Annotated in this window: 15 protein-coding genes; 9 read left to right on the top strand and 6 right to left on the bottom strand. The window is 71.1% G+C overall.

Going from position 1 to position 15584, the window contains the following annotated elements; translation table 11 throughout:
- Positions 1–78 precede the first annotated feature (78 nt).
- Positions 79–507 carry a response regulator gene (locus ACQ0O7_RS41885; protein ID WP_430791477.1) on the top strand — a complete coding sequence of 143 codons (429 nt, stop codon included), beginning with the start codon at positions 79–81 and terminating at the stop codon, positions 505–507.
- Here ACQ0O7_RS41885 and ACQ0O7_RS41880 read toward each other — a convergent pair.
- Complete coding sequence (locus tag ACQ0O7_RS41880) at positions 474–3860, bottom strand: ATP-binding protein (RefSeq protein WP_430791475.1); 3387 nt, start codon at positions 3858–3860, stop codon at positions 474–476. The two genes, ACQ0O7_RS41885 and ACQ0O7_RS41880, sit on opposite strands and share 34 nt — an antisense overlap.
- A 121-nt stretch (positions 3861–3981) precedes the next feature.
- On the opposite strand from ACQ0O7_RS41880, the gene ACQ0O7_RS41875 reads away from it, so the two are divergent.
- The 4 genes from ACQ0O7_RS41875 (at position 3982) to ACQ0O7_RS41860 (ending at position 6476) form a co-directional block, all read left to right on the top strand.
- Positions 3982–5640, top strand: a complete 1659-nt coding sequence (locus ACQ0O7_RS41875; protein ID WP_430791473.1) for a GAF domain-containing SpoIIE family protein phosphatase — start codon at positions 3982–3984, stop codon at positions 5638–5640.
- Between the two features lie 106 nt (positions 5641–5746).
- Positions 5747–5926: a hypothetical protein gene (locus tag ACQ0O7_RS41870; RefSeq protein WP_430791471.1), complete on the top strand. Its 180-nt coding sequence runs from the start codon at positions 5747–5749 to the stop codon at positions 5924–5926.
- A complete protein-coding gene (locus ACQ0O7_RS41865; protein WP_430791469.1) occupies positions 5884–6144 on the top strand; it encodes a hypothetical protein in 261 nt (86 codons plus the stop codon). Before ACQ0O7_RS41870 ends, ACQ0O7_RS41865 begins: the two co-directional genes overlap by 43 nt.
- A complete protein-coding gene (locus ACQ0O7_RS41860; RefSeq protein WP_430791467.1) occupies positions 6141–6476 on the top strand; it encodes a cyclic-phosphate processing receiver domain-containing protein in 336 nt (111 codons plus the stop codon). Before ACQ0O7_RS41865 ends, ACQ0O7_RS41860 begins: the two co-directional genes overlap by 4 nt.
- Before the next feature lie 1562 nt (positions 6477–8038).
- Here the strand turns inward: ACQ0O7_RS41860 and ACQ0O7_RS41855 are convergent.
- The 3 genes from ACQ0O7_RS41855 to ACQ0O7_RS41845 all read right to left on the bottom strand — a co-directional run bounded on the left by ACQ0O7_RS41855 (position 8039) and on the right by ACQ0O7_RS41845 (position 10277).
- A complete protein-coding gene (locus tag ACQ0O7_RS41855; protein WP_430791465.1) occupies positions 8039–8584 on the bottom strand; it encodes a GIY-YIG nuclease family protein in 546 nt (181 codons plus the stop codon).
- A 170-nt stretch (positions 8585–8754) separates the two neighbouring features.
- A complete protein-coding gene (locus tag ACQ0O7_RS41850) occupies positions 8755–9672 on the bottom strand; it encodes a CPBP family intramembrane glutamic endopeptidase (RefSeq protein ID WP_430791463.1) in 918 nt (305 codons plus the stop codon).
- Positions 9669–10277: a DUF3887 domain-containing protein gene (locus ACQ0O7_RS41845; RefSeq protein ID WP_430791461.1), complete on the bottom strand. Its 609-nt coding sequence runs from the start codon at positions 10275–10277 to the stop codon at positions 9669–9671. The genes ACQ0O7_RS41850 and ACQ0O7_RS41845 overlap by 4 nt, the downstream gene beginning before the upstream one ends.
- Before the next feature lie 434 nt (positions 10278–10711).
- Between ACQ0O7_RS41845 and ACQ0O7_RS41840 the strand changes: the two genes are divergently transcribed.
- Both ACQ0O7_RS41840 and ACQ0O7_RS41835 read left to right on the top strand, forming a co-directional pair.
- Complete coding sequence (locus tag ACQ0O7_RS41840; RefSeq protein ID WP_430791459.1) at positions 10712–11368, top strand: LPXTG cell wall anchor domain-containing protein; 657 nt, start codon at positions 10712–10714, stop codon at positions 11366–11368.
- Complete coding sequence (locus ACQ0O7_RS41835; RefSeq protein WP_430791457.1) at positions 11365–12093, top strand: cobalt transporter; 729 nt, start codon at positions 11365–11367, stop codon at positions 12091–12093. Before ACQ0O7_RS41840 ends, ACQ0O7_RS41835 begins: the two co-directional genes overlap by 4 nt.
- On the opposite strand, the gene ACQ0O7_RS41830 is transcribed toward ACQ0O7_RS41835, so the two are convergent.
- Positions 12056–12967: an oxidoreductase gene (locus ACQ0O7_RS41830; protein ID WP_430791455.1), complete on the bottom strand. Its 912-nt coding sequence runs from the start codon at positions 12965–12967 to the stop codon at positions 12056–12058. The two genes, ACQ0O7_RS41835 and ACQ0O7_RS41830, sit on opposite strands and share 38 nt — an antisense overlap.
- Positions 12968–13088: 121 nt before the next feature.
- Here ACQ0O7_RS41830 and ACQ0O7_RS41825 point away from each other — a divergent pair, with 121 nt between their 5' ends.
- A complete protein-coding gene (locus ACQ0O7_RS41825) occupies positions 13089–14030 on the top strand; it encodes a helix-turn-helix transcriptional regulator (RefSeq protein ID WP_430791453.1) in 942 nt (313 codons plus the stop codon).
- A gap of 26 nt (positions 14031–14056) precedes the next feature.
- Positions 14057–14221 (top strand): hypothetical protein, encoded by a 165-nt coding sequence (locus tag ACQ0O7_RS41820; RefSeq protein WP_430791451.1) that lies wholly within the window; start codon positions 14057–14059, stop codon positions 14219–14221.
- An 84-nt stretch (positions 14222–14305) separates the two neighbouring features.
- On the opposite strand, the gene ACQ0O7_RS41815 is transcribed toward ACQ0O7_RS41820, so the two are convergent.
- The coding region (locus ACQ0O7_RS41815; RefSeq protein WP_430791449.1) for a ricin-type beta-trefoil lectin domain protein at positions 14306–15584 on the bottom strand (1279 nt) is incomplete at its 5' end.

Raw genomic sequence — 15584 nt, 5'->3', positions numbered from 1 at the left:
ATCGTGTCCTCAGTACAGTAATTTGCCGGGGCCGGGCTGTTCGGGCCGGTGCTGCCGACCTGACGGGGACCGACTGCGATGACCGTGGCTCACGTGCTGATCGTCGACGATGACGACGCCGACACGATGATGATCGAGGAGGCGCTCGCCGCCGAGGCGGTGCCGCCCGTGGTGAGCCGCGTGGCCGACGGCGCCGAGGCGCTCGCGTTCCTGCGCCGGCAGGGGGAGTATGCCGACGCGCCCCGCCCCGACCTGGTGCTTCTCGACCTGAACATGCCCCGGATGGGCGGGCACGAGGTGCTGCTGGAGATCAAGGGTGACGACACCCTGAAGAGCATTCCGATCGTGGTGCTGACCACCTCGGACGCGCTGCCGGACATCACCGCGAGTTATGTCCGGCACGCCAACGCCTACGTGACCAAGCCGATGGACCTGGACTCGTTCGAGGCCGCGGTGCGCCGGATCCGCCGGTTCTACGCCGAGGTGGCGGTGCTGCCCTCGGAGTGACCGGGAGCGATCCACCGGCGTTCGATGGTGACCCGGGTGCCGGTGGGGGTGGCGGTGACCCGCACATCGCCGTAGGCGTTCATCAGGATCGCCCCCCGCCCGCGGTCGCGTGCCGGTGGCCGGGCCCGCCAGCCGCCGAAGTCCTGGATCTCCACCCGCAGCAGCCCGCCGCCGGCCAGCATCCGCACCCGCACCTCGGGCCGGCTGGGCTGCTGGGCGTGCTCGACCGCGTTGTTGATCGCCTCGGTGACCGCCACCTGCAGGTCGTACAGCAGATCGGGGTCGACGTCGGCGGGCAGCGCGTCGCGCAGATCCCGGCGGGCCGCCGACGAGGAGCCGGCCTCCAGCGGATAGGCCCAGCTCACGTCCAGGTCGGGCAGGGTGGCTTCGGGTGTGGTGCCGGCGGCCGGCCGACGTTGCAGGGCCACCACGGCGCTGTCGCCGCTGTAGAGGACGAGTTGTTCGCCGTGCCCCAGCAGATCGCCGTCGACCGGCCGGCCGGGGGCGCCGGGCACCACGTGCGCCGGGCCGGGGTGCCCGGCCGAGGCCCAGGCGAACCGGCCGGTCCGCGGGTCGACCGAGACCACCAGCAGGTCGGCGCCGAGGCGTTCGACGATCCGGGCGGGTGACGGGTCGGTGGTGGCGCAGGCCCGGACCGCGGCCCGCAGCAATTCCGCGCCGACCACCGCGGACAGCCCGTGCCTGGTGATCCCGCCGGTGCTGAACAGCAGGGTGCCGTCGGCGGTGGTGGTCACGTCGGTCCAGCTGCCGGCCCGGGCCGGGGAGAGGTGCAGCTCCCAGCCGTCGGGTGCGCTGAGGTGCGGTTCGTGGAGGGCCGGCCGGTCGTTCTCGGCGAGCCGGGCGAGCAGTGCGGTGGCCGCCGGGAGGAGATCCGCGGCGGTCGGTGACGCGGTGTGCAGGGTGAGGGTCCCCAGCCGGGAGCCGTCTCGCGCGCGGATGTCGGCGCTGTGCCGCCCGGCCGGTGGATCCGGTGGGCGGCCGCTGACGAACCGCAACTCCCCGAGGGTGAGCACGGCCGAGGCGGCGCCGGTCAGACCTCGTACCACCTCGGTGGCGCTCTGAAAGGCCTGGTCCAGCTCCCGCCCGGCGGTGATCAGCGACGCCGCGTCGGCGGGCATCGGGGCCCGGCCGGGCTGGGCGGCCCGCGCCCGCGCCAGCTCCAGGGTGCCACGGACCCGGGCGATCAGGTCGGGTGCGCCGAACGGTTTCACCACGTAGTCGTCGGCGCCCGCGGTCAGGCCCTCGACCCCGGACTCCTGCCCGGCGCGGGCGGACAGCATCACGATCGGCAGGCCGCGGGTGGCGTCGTCCGCGCGCAGCCGCCGGACCAGGCCGAACCCGTCCAGCCGGGGCATCATCACGTCGGTGATCAGCAGGTGCGGGCGGTCCCGGCGGATGGCGTGCAGGGCGGCCTCGCCGTCGGCGGCGGTCTCCACCCGCCAGCCCTCGGCGGTCAGCAGCCGGGCCAGGTAGGAGCGCATGTCGGCGTTGTCGTCGGCGACCAGGATCCGCACGTCACCGGTGCCGGACACGGCCGGGGCGGAGCCGGCCCACGCGTCGGACACGTCGGCGACGGAACGGGCGCCGGCCAGCAGATCGGGGGCCGGCTCCAGAGCCGGGGCGCCGGACGGCTCGATCGCCGCCCACGGCAGGGTGACGGTGAAGGTGGTGCCGGTCCCGGCCGCACTGGCCACGGTGACGTCCCCACCGGCCAGCCGGGACAGCTCACGGACCAGCGCCAGCCCGATGCCGGTGCCCTCGTGACTGCGCGAGCGGGTCCCGCGTACACGGTGGAATCGCTCGAAGAGCCGGGGCAGCTCGGCCGGGTCGATGCCGATGCCGGTGTCGGTGACCCGCAGCCGGACCGCGACCGGATCGCTGTCCAGGGTCACCCGGATCTCGCCGGTGAAGGTGAACTTCAGCGCGTTCGAGAGCAGATTCGTGACGATCTTCTCCCAGTGGCCGGGATCCACCGCGACCGGGCGCGGCAGCGGCGGGCAGTCGACCACCAGCCGCAGGCCGGTGCGCTCGACCGCGGCCCGGAACACCCCGGCCAGCTCGCCGGTGAAGCGGGCCAGATCCAGCGCGCGCGGCTCGGCCACCGCCTTGCCGGACCCCGCCTCGGCGAACGTGAGCAGCTCGTTGACCAGGGTGAGTAGCCGGTTGGCGTTGCGCAGCGCGGTGTCGGCGCGGGCCCGCTGCACGTCACCGAGAGGTTCGTCGCGGTCGGCGAGGGCGTCCGCGAGCGGTCCCAGCATCAGGGTCAGCGGGGTACGGAACTCGTGGCTCACGTTGGTGAAGAAGTCGGTCTTCACCCGGTCCAGTTCGGCCAGCGCGGCGGCCCGGTCGCTCTCCTCCTGGTACGCCTGCGCGTTCCGCACCGCGACCGCCACCTGCTGGGCCAGCAGCTGCAGGAACGACCGGTAGGTGTCGTCCAGCGCGCGGCTCGGGCTGACCCCGGTGAGCAGCACACCGAGTGGCTGGGCACGGCCGGCGGACGGCAGCTGCTGGGCGACGGCCGTACCCACCCGGTCCTGCCAGGCGCCGCCACCGACGGTGAGCCGGTCGCTGACCGGAACCGTCGCGAACGCCCCGCCCCGGGCGACCTCCCGCAACCGCCACGGATCGTCGCCCGGCGCGTCCAGCGGGATCGTCTCCGGCAGCGCGGCCGAGGCGATCCCGGCCAGCGCGGACCGGCGCAGCACGGTGCCGTCGCGCAGGTAGACGGCGGCGAACGGCACGTCCAGGGCGTGCTCGCCGATGACCGCGCACAACCCGGCGGTGACCCGGCCGACCCCGGCCCGGCCGATCGCGGGCACGGCCAGCTCGCGCAGCAGCCGCAGCCGGCGCTCACCGACCACCTGCTCGGTGACCTCGCTGCACACCGTCAGCACCCCGACGGTCCGGCCGGCGTCGTCGCGGGCCGGGGCGTGCGAGACGCTGAAGTACGCCTCCTCGCGGTACCCGGACCGGTCGAGCAACAGTCGCAACGCGGGCACCCAGCTGGCCACACCGGTCGCCATCGCGTCACGGATCAGCGGTTCCAGCACGTCCCAGCCCTCGGCCAGGGTGACCCGCACGTCACCGCCGATGGCCGCCGGGTGTTTGTCACCGATCAGAGCCGAATACGCGTCGTTGTAGAGCTGTGTCAGGTTCGGCCCCCACAGCAGCAGCATCGGATAGCGCGAGGACAGCACGGTCCGCACCGCCGCCCGCAGGCTCTGCGGCCACCCGCTGACCGGGCCGAGATCGGTGGCCGCCCAGTCATGCGAGGCCATCAGGCGGCCGGTCTCACCGCCGTCGGTGAAGAGCCCGCCTGCGAAGGACTCCACGGGTGGGGTCGTCACACCCGATCACCACTCACTTCTGGTCCGCGCACTGATTCGATCGGCGCAACCGTACCCTGTCCAACGTCATCCATGCCCGGTCAGCACGGGCACGGCGGTTGGGAGCGTGCACATCACACACTGGTGGGGTATTGACGGCGACGTGCATCGTCTCGCCGCTCTCACGCATACCGGCCTGGAGGCCGTCGCCGATCCGATGTTCGACCGGTTCGCCGCGATGGTGCGCACCGTGCTGGGCGTGCCGGTGGCACTGGTCTCCCTGGTCGGCCCGGACCGGCAGTTCTTCCCGGGCCAGATCGGGCTGGGCGAGCCGTGGGCGGCCCGCCGGCAGACGCCGCTGAGCCACTCGTTCTGCCGGCACGTGGTGGCCACCGCGGAGCCGCTGATCGTCACCGACGCCCGCACGGATCCGCGGGTGCGCGACAACCTGGCGATCGAGGACCTGGGCGTGGTCGGGTACGCCGGGATGCCCGTGCACGACGCGGACGGCCGGGTGCTCGGCTCGCTGTGCGCCATCGACCACGAGCCGCGGCAGTGGAGCACCCAGGAGACCGCCCTGCTCGCCGATCTCGCGGCCGCCTGCTCCGACAGTCTCCAGCTGCGGATCGCCTCCTACCACGCCGAACGGCAGCGGCTGGCCGGCCGGTTCCTGCTCGACGCGAGCGTCGCCCTCGGTGCGGCGGCCACCGCCGCCGAGGTGGCCGACATCGTGCGCGGGCTGGTCATCGGCAGTCTGGACCCGGCCCATGTGGAGGTGGACCGGACGGCGTCCGGGCGTACCCCCGCCGGTGTCGCCGTCCGCACCGGCCGGATCGTGGTGCTGCCGGATCTCGCCGCGGTCGCCGAGACCGCGCCGGACGCCCTGGCCGTGTTCACCGAGGCCAAGTGGCAGTCGGCGGTCAGCGTGCCGCTGCCCGGCAGCACCGGGGCGGTCACCTTCTGCTGGACCGGCGTGCACCGGCCGGCGGAAGCCGAGCAGGCGGTCTTGACCGGTCTCGCCGGCTACGTCGCGCAGGCTCTGCAACGCATCGACCGGTACGAGGACCGCCGCACCGCCGCCGAGACCATGCAGAAGGCCCTGCTCAGCCCGCTGCCGCCGGTGGACCATCTGCGGATCGAGGCTCGCTACCTGCCGGCCGGCCGGGGTGACCTGGTCGGCGGCGACTGGTACGACGCGGTCCGTCTGGACGACAGCCGGCTGGCCGTGGTGATCGGTGACGTGGCCGGGCACGGGGTGACCGCGGCCGCGACGATGGGCCACTACCGGAGCATGCTGCGGACGCTGCTGGTGGACCGCTACGACTACCCGTCGGCGCTGCTGCACCGCTTCGAGCGGGCCGCCCGGGTGCTCGGCGTCGGCGGCATGGCCACCGCCGTGGTCGCCTACCTGACCGCGGAGGAGACCGGCGGGCACACCCTGACCTGGGCGAACGCCGGCCATGTGCCGCCCACGCTGATCCTGCCCGGGGACGGCCCGCGCTCGCTGCCGACCGGTGGCCCGCTGCTCGGCGGTCTGCGCGGGGTGGCCCGGCGCACCCACACCCAGTGGCTGCCGCCCGGTAGCCGCCTGCTGCTCTACACCGACGGGCTGATCGAGACGCGCACCTGCCCGCTCGACGACGGCATCGCCTGCCTGCACCAGCTGCTGGCCGACCATCCGAGCGCGGCCCTGGGCGAGCTGGCCGACCGGGCGATCGCGATCACTCCGGACGAGCACCGGCAGGACGACACCTCACTGGTGGTGATCGAGACGTTCAGCTCGTAGGGCCGTACACCAGACGCTGGATCGCCTCGGCGATGTCACGGACCGCGTCGTCGATCGTCTCGTCTCGATCACGCGCACGGTCGGCGGAACCATCGGCAGCGCCCTGGTGATCACCATCCTGGCCGTGCCCACCCAGCAGGCGTTCCGGATCAGCTATCTGATGAGCGCGGTGGTCTTCGCCCTCGGCGCCGCCCTCGTCCTCCTCCTGATCCGCCGGGCCACCCCGGCCGTAGAATCGCCGCCATGCCCGACACCCTCCGTGACGTACTCCTCGACGCCTGGCTGAGCCTGGTCACGTCACTGGAACTCTCCGACGACGACCTCGTCGACCCCGGTTTCGTGTCCGACGCGCTCGGCGACCTCGTGCCCGCCCTGGCCCGGCTCGCCCCCGCCGACCGGGAACTACTGACCGACCTGATCCGGCAGCGGGCCGCCGCCGAACCCGACCCCGACCGCCGCCAGATCCTCCAAGACACCCCCGGCCACTTCGGCCTGACCGAATGATCGTCCTGATCGACGATCTCCGCTCGTTCACCGACGACCGCCCGGCCGAGGTGGCCCGCACCAGCGCCGCCGGGGTGGCCCTCCTGCACCGGCTGCACGGCACCCACCTGGACGAACTCTGGCTCGACCACGACCTGGGCGGCGCCGACACCATCTGGCCGGTGATCGAGGTCCTGGAACGCGCCGCCTTCGACGACACCCCGTACGACATCGGCGTGATCGTCATCCACTCGGCGAACCCGTCCGGAGCGGCGAAGATGACCCAGACCCTGCGCCGCTGGAACTACCGGGTCCGCCTGGGCACCGGAGACCCCGCGGTGGCCTACGTCTAGTTTTTGGCTCGCGCGTCCCGATTCCCCAGGTCCTTTCCAAACCCCGCAGCGGTACGCCCGTCGGCTCCACCCAAATCGGGCAGCCCCGCTTCGTCCGCGCGACGCGGGCACCCCACCGGACCGCCCGGCGACCGCCGGGCAAATGCGGTGCCCGCCACCGCAACGGCCGCCCACCGACCTCCCTCCGCACAAGCCCTCACTATCGAATCGCTCGCTGTGTCGCTCGCTGTGTCGCTCGCTGTGTCGCTCGCTGTGTCGCTCGCTGTGCCGCTCGTTTCGTCCACTCATCCGACCGCCCGGACATCCGTTTAGTCGATTTGCGGCTTTCAGTGGAGTCTCGTGTCAAAGTCCCGCATGGGGAGTCTCCAGCACTCCCTCGTGCAGGCGGCCCATCCAGCGGAGATCTTGGAGGATTTACCACCCGAAAAGCCTTCTCCTCGGCTGTCGAACGCTCTGCGGTCCATTCCGCACGCGGCCGACCCAAATCCGCGATGCTTGGTCGCTTCGCCACTGAAAAAGAGTCTTGTTTTCGGCGGCTGGGATATTCGCCGTCAATTCTCCGCGCGAGTGCCCACGTCCTGGCCCCATCCTGGCCGATCTTGGCCCAGCCCCATCCTGGCCGATCTTGGCGGATTTACCACCAGATAGAGCCTCGCTCTCAGCCGCCTGATCACTAGCGGTCAGTCCCTTGCACGGGCGACTCGCTCGTCAGAGATCTTGGCGGATTTACCACCGAAAACGGTGGTAAATCCGCCAAGATCGGCCAGGGCGGAGCTGGAAGGCGGACACTCGCGGAGAATTGACCGCGTGCGGGCCAGCAGCTGAGAAGAAGACTCTTTCCGCTGTTAAATCCGCCAAGATCGGCCAGGGCGGAGCTGGAAGGCGGACACTCGCGCGAGGAATTGACGGCGAGCGGGCCAGCAGCCGAGAACGAGACTCGAAAAGGTGGTAAATCCCCCAAGATTGCAATTGGGTGGGGTCGCACACGATGACGATTGACCGCAAGTTATCAGGTCGCCGAGAACAAGACTCCACAACGGTGGTAAACCGGCCAAGATCTGCTGGATAGGGTGTTCGCGCGGGAGTTGACTGCAAATCGGGCGCCGACCAATGAGAAAAAGCTCAAAAAGGTTGGCAAACCCGGCACGATTGCAGCTGGATGGCCCGACTGGCGCGCGATTGTCGGCAAGCAGGACCCGCGAACTCCGCACCGCCGTTCGACCCGAGCGGGCTTCGGAACATCGTGGAAGGTTCAAAAGTGGTAAACCGACCAAGGGCCATGGTGGCGAATATTCGCACAAGGTATCGGCAGCGAGCCGACCGGCACCCGAGGAGAACGTTCTTTCCTGCGGTCGGCGGACCACGATCGCGGCGGCGTGTGGGCGTGGCCCCGAGCGGTCTGGCAATAGCCTCCGAGGCGTGACGGTGTGGGCGGAGTCGTGGGCTGGGCCGCCGGTCGTGGTGCCCGAGCAGACGCTAGATGACTGGCGGGGCGCCGGTGCCGATCGAGGCGGGCCGGTGGCGGGTGCTCGCCGAGTTCCGGGAGCAGCCGCGCACCTGGCTCACTGTGGTGCGGCTGACGCGTTGTACCGCCCCTTAGCCTCGACCACCGCAGCCTGCACGTGTGATGGGTCGACGCCGCTGACGTTCAGGGGCGGGTGCAGGCGCCGGACCAGCGTCGCCTCGATGGAGACCGGTTCGGCGTCCTGGGCCCAGGTCAGCTGGAGGTTCGCGGTCATCCAGGCGGTCAGCCGCGTCTCGTCCTCGGGCACCAGCACCACCCGGTCGGTCCACGTGGTCCGGTAGTTCTCCGCGACGAGGAGCCCGGCCAGCGTACGGCGAAGGGTGGAACTTCCGGAACGTCGCAGGTGGTTGCGCAGGATCCGGCCGCGCAGGCTGGACGCCCGGCCCAGGTACAGCATCCGCAGCCCCGGGGCGTGCGTGTTGACCGGCCCGGTCGGCAGGTCGGGCAGGACTGTCGGGGCGGCCCACCACGCGTACACCCCGCCGCCTTGGGGGAGCCTTTTGGTGGCCGCGCCGAGGGGGCGTGGCGGACCGGACAGTAGTTGAAGTGCGGCTTCGGCACGCGCCAGTGCGGGAGTGGTCATCGGCGCGATTCTAGAGATCGTCCCGGTCAGGGCACACGCTGACGGACCGAGTGCTCCCGGCGGCTCCCCGGACCCGGCGGGCGCTGACGGTCCGGGGTGCGTGCGGCGTCAACGGTCCGGCAGGCCCGGCCGTCGCGCACGAAGCACGATCGTGTGCGAGGGGCAGGGCGTCAATCCATCGACGGCGCTCTCACCGGAACCGGCTCCCGCGCCGCGGTGAACCGGCCGGTGGCGACGATCGCCACCACGATGATCAGCGGCACGATCCAGCCGCTCCAGCCGAGGATCGTCGCCTGGGTGGTGTCGACGCGCTCACCGGCCATCGCGAAGATCAGATAGCTGCCACCGGCGCCGTTGAACGCGGCGTGGGCCAGCGCGGCCGGCCACACCGAGCCGGAGCGCAGCCGCAGCCAGCCGAAGATCGCGCCGACCAGCACGCACATGGCGACCATCGCGGACAGGCCGAGCCAGCCGGGCGCGTCCGGATAGTTGTAGCCGAGAAGGATCAGCGGGGCGTGCCACAGTCCCCAGATCGCGCCGGAGATCAGGATCGCCGGGATCGCGCCGAGCGGCATCAGTTTCGGCAGCAGCCAGCCGCGCCAGCCGAGTTCCTCACCGAGCGCCGGAATCACGTTGATCATCGAGGCGAGCGGCAGCGAGACCAGTTGGAGTGCGACGAGCGCCCCCGTCGGGATCGGGATCTCGCCGCCCTGCTGGTCGAGGACCTGCTGGAAGGCCGAGAAGTTCACGAAGTCGGCCGGGTAGACCCCGAGCAGCGCGCCGACCGGCAGCGCCACCAGAACGATCGCGATCGACCCGAACACCCCGATCGCCGCGTAACCGAGCACCCGCCGGACCGGCTTCAGCGGCCACATCCCGAGCGCCGCCACGGGCCGCTCCGGCCGGTCGATCGAGAACACCACGGCCAGGGTGGCGATCGCCGGGGTGGCCATGATGAGGACCGCGAGCACCGGGAACCAGGCGCTGGTCAGCCCGTCACCGAGCCAGAGCGGCAGCGCGACGAGCCAGGACAGCCCGAAAGACAGCAGGACGAAGACGCCGACCGAACGCTGGTCGCGGGCGCTCACGGCTTCTGCCCGTCGAGGATGAACAGCCCGGAGATGCTCCGGTCGTCACGGAACGTGATCCGCACCGTGTAGTCCCCGGCCTCCATCGCCAGTGCGGTGTTGGTGATCGTCATGTCGCCGGCGCGGGCGGCCTCCGGTGGGCCGTGGCTCTCGAACGCGCCCGCCATGCCGACGATCTGCGCCCACGCGGCGGCGAGCGCGTCCTCGGACAGCCCGTCGCGCATGGTCGGGTCGAACCGCTCGGTGACCTTTGCCCAGCGCCCGGCCACCAGGTCGTCGAGCACGGCGGTGGCCAGGTCGGCGGCCTCGGGTAGCGGTGTGGTGTTCATCGGTTCTCCCGTCCTCGGATCGATCGGCTTGCCATAGCGCTGGAACGCCGCCTGCCGGCTCACCCCGAGCGCGTCCCCGACGACCTGCCAGGTGGCGCCCCGCTGCCGGGCCTGCTCCACAACGGCACGAACGACGTCGTCGGCGGCCGCCTGAATGCCGATCGCATGCCGGATCGCCCCGACCCAGTCGTCACTCGCGGTGAGCACTCGCGCCGCGAGAAAGGCCTCCCGGCGCGCCTCCAGAGCCCGCATCGCCTCTGTCAACTTGTCCTGCACATGTAAAGCTTACCTTGACACGTAAATCCAAACCAACACCACCGCGGATGTACGCTCCTCAGCTCCACAAAAATCGGGCAGCCCCGCTTCGTCCCCGCAAGCCGGGCGTCCCATCAGACCGCCCGGCGACCGCCGGGCGAATGCGCCCCTCACCGCCACAAGCGGGGCAGCCGGTCGGTGTGCCACGTTGTGGTGCGGATCGAACCGCTGTGCGGCACGCGGGTGGGGCGGCCGGTTGGTGTGCCGCGTTGTGGTGCGGTTCGGGCCGCTGTGCGGCACGCGGGGTGGGTGGTCGGTTGGGGGTGCCGAGGTTGGGGAGGCGGCCGTTCACGCGCCGGACCTTTGAAGATCATCTTCGTGGGGTTACGCGTTCGATCATCGATGGCCAGACTCGACGCGTTTCGTACCACCGGCACCACATCGGAGCGTTCCTCTTGTCCCCGCACACCGGCCGCATGCTGGCCGCCCTGGCCGTGATCGGCGCGGTCGTGCTGGCGCCGAGCCCGGCGTCGGCGCACCCGTTCGGCGATCCGCAGACCGTCGTCGTCTCACTCGACGATCAGAGACCCGATGTCGTACGGGTGAGGTGGCGTGTCGGCGGCCCCGACGACCTGACCGTCCTGGGAATGCGGCTCGGCCTGCTGCCCGCGGACCGGGCCAGGGCGGACGGCACCGTCGACTACCGGCACACCGACCCGGGTGTGGTCGGCTCGTCCGCCGAGTTCGCGGCCTACCTGCTGGAGCGGATCACGGTCGGTGACGGCACCCGTGAGTGCGCGGGCGTGATCGAGCCGGTCCGGGCGCTGGCGCTGAAGGGCGCGACGGCCGACTTCACCTGCGCCGGCCCGGTGTCCGAGGCGACCGTGGCGGTGCGGATGCTGACCGATCTGCACCCGGCGTACCGGACCATGGCCACCGGCCCGAACGGCTCCCGTGCCGTCTACGACAGCGGCCACGACACGCATGTCTGGGCCCGGGCCACCGTGTCCACCGGGGGTGGCGCGCCGGCCCGGATCGCGGCGGTGCTCGGCGTGTTCCTGCTGCTCGCCGCGGCTGTCGTGGTCCTGCGCCGTCGGCGGGTGACGGCGTGAACACCTTCGCCGACCGGATGCAGGATCTGATCAACGTGCCGGGGGTCACCCCGCTGGCGTTCCTGTTCGCGTTCCTGGCCGGGGCGTGGCACGCGGTGATGCCCGGACACGGCAAGACTCTCGCGGCGGCCTATCTGGCCGGCACCCGGGGCCGGATCCGGGACGCGGCCTGGCTGGGCGGATCAGTAGCGGTCATGCACACCCTGTCGGTGCTGGTGATCGGCCTGGCGTGGACGTTCCTGTCGCTGTCCGACGTGATCCGGCTGGAGGCGTTGACGACCTGGTTGCAGATCGCCGCCGGCATCCTGATCGTCGCGACCGGTGGATGGATGCTGCGCCGTCATCTGCACAGTCACCACCACCATCACCACCATCACGGGGAGAGTCGGCACGGGAAGCGCCCCGGGCTGATCCTGCTCGGCATCTCCGGCGGGCTCACCCCGTCCCCGGCGGCGTTCCTGGTCCTGGTCACCGGGCTGTTCCTGGGCCGGTCCGTGCTGGCCCTCCTGATGGTGATCACTTTCGGTATCGGGATGTCCGTGGTGCTGTTCGCCGTCGGTGTCCTGGCGGTCTGGGGGAGTTCCCTGGTGACGAGCAGTTCCCGGACGTACGCGATGCTCCGCTCGGCCACCCGGGTCACCCCGCTGTTCGCCGCCGGTGGGGTGACCCTGTTCGGTGCCGGACTGATCACCGTGTCCGCGGTGCACCTGGCCGGGCTGGCCTGACCGAATCCGGCCGGCTGAGGAACCGTACGCCGGTCAGTTCCTCGGCCGCCGCCCACAGCCGCGCGCCGACGGCCGGGTCGGCCGCCTCCCGGCTCGGCCGGACCTCGGTGACCCGGCCGAACATCTCGAACGGTCCGCGCGGGCCGAAGAACTGGCCACCGGTGACGTCCGGCGCGGTCGCGGCCCGCAGCTGCGGCTGGGTGCCCTGCTCCACCGACTGGGTGGCCAGCAGCCCGATCCGGGCCAGGACCCGGCCCGGGGCGCCGAGGTGTTCCCAGGCCCGCGGTGTCAGGTTGGTGCGGGTCATGCCCGGGTGGGCGAGCACGCTGAGCACCGGCGATCCGGCCGCCCGCAGCCGCCGGTCCAGTTCGATGCCGAAGACCGTGCAGGCGAGCTTGGCCCGGCCGTACGCGGTGGTGCCCCGGTAGCCCCGCTCGAACATCAGATCGTCGAAGTCCAGTCTCTCCGGCTTGTGGGTTATCGAACTGAGACTGACCACCCGGCCGGTGACGGTGCCGAGCAGCAGGCCGGTGAGCGCGAAATGACCGAGCATGTTGGTGGCCAGGTTGAGTTCGAATCCGTCGGCGGAGGTGCGCCGGGGCCCGAGCACCACCGCGCCGGCATTGTTGATCAGCAGGTCGATCCGGGGATGGTCGGCGGTCGACATGGACGCGAACGACCGCACCGACGCCAGCGAGGCCAGATCCAGCTCCCGTACCTCGGTGCTGCCACCGATCCGGCGGGCCGCCTCCCGCCCGGCGGCCACGTTGCGCACCGCCAGCACCACATGGGTGCCCCGGCGGGCCAGCTCGGTGGCGGTGGCCAGGCCGAGGCCCGAGTTCGCACCGGTCACGACGGCGATATCGCTGCTCATGGAGACTCCTTCGTAGGGGACGTCCCGACGCTAGGAGCGATCCGGGCCGGTCACGTCGTACTCGCCTGCCTAGGTCTGCCGGACCTACCCTCCCGGCTGCGGCGCGCGGCAGGATGGGGACATGAGCAACCCGCATCCGTACGCCCGGGAGCTGGGCGAATTCCTCCGGGCCCGGCGCAACCGGCTGCACCCGCGTGACGTCGGCCTGGAGCCCGGCGGCCGGCGTAAGGTCACCGGCCTGCGGCGTGAGGAGCTGGCTCTGCTCGCCGGCCTGAGCACCGACTACTACCAGCGGATGGAGCAGGGCCGGGAGGTCCGCCCGTCGGATGACGTCCTGGACGCGCTGGCCGCCGCGCTGGCCCTCGACGACGAGGAGCGCCGCCACCTGTTCACCCTGGCCCGTGCGGCCCGCCGGCCGATGCCCGCGGTGGTCGAGCGGGTCCCGGAGCGGGTGCCGGACAGCACCCGCCGCCTGCTGCGCGTGATGCGGACCCCGGCCGTGGTGCTCGGCCGCCACCTGGACCTGCTCGACTGGAATCCGATGGCGGAGGCGCTGCTCGGCGACCCGTCCCAGGTCCCGCCGGAGCGCCTGAACATGCTGCTGCTGATGTTCGAGGACACCATGACCGGCGACCGCACCTGCCCCGACTGGGAGCGCCAGGCCCTGGAGTACATAGGCATGATGCGCGCCGCGGTGGCCACCGATCCCACCCATCCGCGCGCCACCGCGATCGTCGGCGAACTCTCCATCCGCAGCGCCGATTTCCGCCGCCTGTGGTCCCGCCACGACGTCCGCGAATCGGTCAGCGGCACCAAGACGTTCCGCGTCCCCGGCGTCGGCGACATCCTGCTGACCTGGGACACCTACCCGCTGCCCGGCAGCCCCGGCCCGGTGATGCTGGTCTACACGGCCGCCGAGAACACCCCCGACGCCGACCGCCTCCAGCTACTGGCGACGTTGCACGCCACCCGGACCCCCGCAAACCCGTTCGTGGGTACGCCCCACGGCCCCACAACCGCAGCGGCCCGCCCCGCCTCGTCCGCGCGACCCCGGCGGCACTGACGGACCGTCCGGCGACCGCCGGGCGAATGCGGTGGTCACCGTCGTGTGCCGCGTTCCGGCGCGAAGCGCGCCGGAACGCGGCACACGCCATCGCTCTCAGCCGGATGACGGCACTCCGGCACTACCGTGTCGTCCTGCTGGCCCTGGCGTACTTCATCCGCACCCGCCGACCCGCCGCCACCACGGTCTGAGCCGGGGCGGTTGTCGCCGGTTCACCCGTCCCCGTGGACGGGTGACGGCGGAGCCGAATGCTGATCGGCCCCGCCGTCCTCAGGTCAACCGAAGATGGTCGACCACTTCTGGTTGGACCCGGTGTTACAGGTCCAGGTGGTGAGCTTGGCGCCGTCGTTGCGGTTGTTGCTCGGGATGTCGATGCACAGGCCCGAGTTCACGTTGCGCAAGGTGTCGTCCGTGTAGAACTCGAACTTCTGGGCCGCCGTGTTGTTGCAGTTGTGGATCTGCAGGACCGTGCCGCTGGTCTTGCCCGAGTTACGCACGTCCATGCACTTGCCGTTGGAGCTGACGAGACTCTTGGTGGAGTCGTACGTCCACTTCTGCTGGCTGCTCTTGTTGCAGGTGCGCACCTCCAGCTGGACGGCGGGTTCGAACGTCGCACTGGGCACATGGACGCACTTGCTGTTCCATTTGCTGGTGAGGCTGAAATCGTGAACCGCGATGTTCCAGGTGGCCGCGTTGTCGCTGTTGCGGTACAGGACGAGGTTGCCGTCGGGCTGCAGCTTGAGGGTGCTGGGGCCCTGCCCGTAGGTGTTGGAGGCCCAGATCGCGTCGCCGTTGGCCTTGCGTAGCACCAGGTTGCCGTCGCTCTGGTTGACCAGCCGGACGCCGGTGGTGGTCTTGGTGTCCCAGAAGGCCCGTCCACCCTTGGTGGCCACCAGGTTGCCGTCACCCTGCAGCCGGACAGCCCATCCGTTGTGCGAGAACAGGGCTTTCACCTCGCTGAGCTCCTGGTTGACCAGGAGCCGGGTGTTGGTGGGGTGCCAGAGCTGGTTGTTGCCGCCGTTGACGTCGAAGGTGAGGGTGGCGGCGCCGTGGTCGCGGCTGGCGTTCTGGACGGTGATCGCGCGGGCGGCGTAGGTGTTGATCCAGGTGTAGTTCTCGCCGGTCTTGGTGTATTTGAACGTCTGGTCCGCGACCTCGGTGATGGAGCAGGTGGCGATGGCGAAGCGGATGTTGTTGGCGGCGGTCCGGGTCGAGAGGGCGGCGCACTTGGTGCGGTCGTTGGCGTTGACGATGCGGTAGCGGTCCGGGGTGTTGTAGACGCGCATCGCGATCCACCGCTGCCGGTCGCTGTCGACACAGTTCGCCTGCACGAGCAGGCTGCCGACGGTGACGCTGTCACCGGCGGCGGCCAGGCACTTCTCGGAGTTCTGGTTGCGCCATTGCCAGGATTGGCGGCTGGGGCGGTTGTTGGTGTCGGGGGCGACGCGGTTGCGGCCGGTGCGGACGAAGTCGTTGACGACGTCGGGGCCGGGCACGGCGAGGGCCCAGGTGGCGGCGGTGACGAGGTTGTCGAAGCCGTCGGTGCGGGCCTTG

It is taken from the genome of Actinoplanes sp. G11-F43 (genome assembly GCF_050589265.1).
Lineage (GTDB): Bacteria > Actinomycetota > Actinomycetes > Mycobacteriales > Micromonosporaceae > Actinoplanes.
The sequence above is the reverse complement of the archived record's forward strand: the minus strand, read 5'-3'. Positions and strand labels throughout refer to the sequence as shown.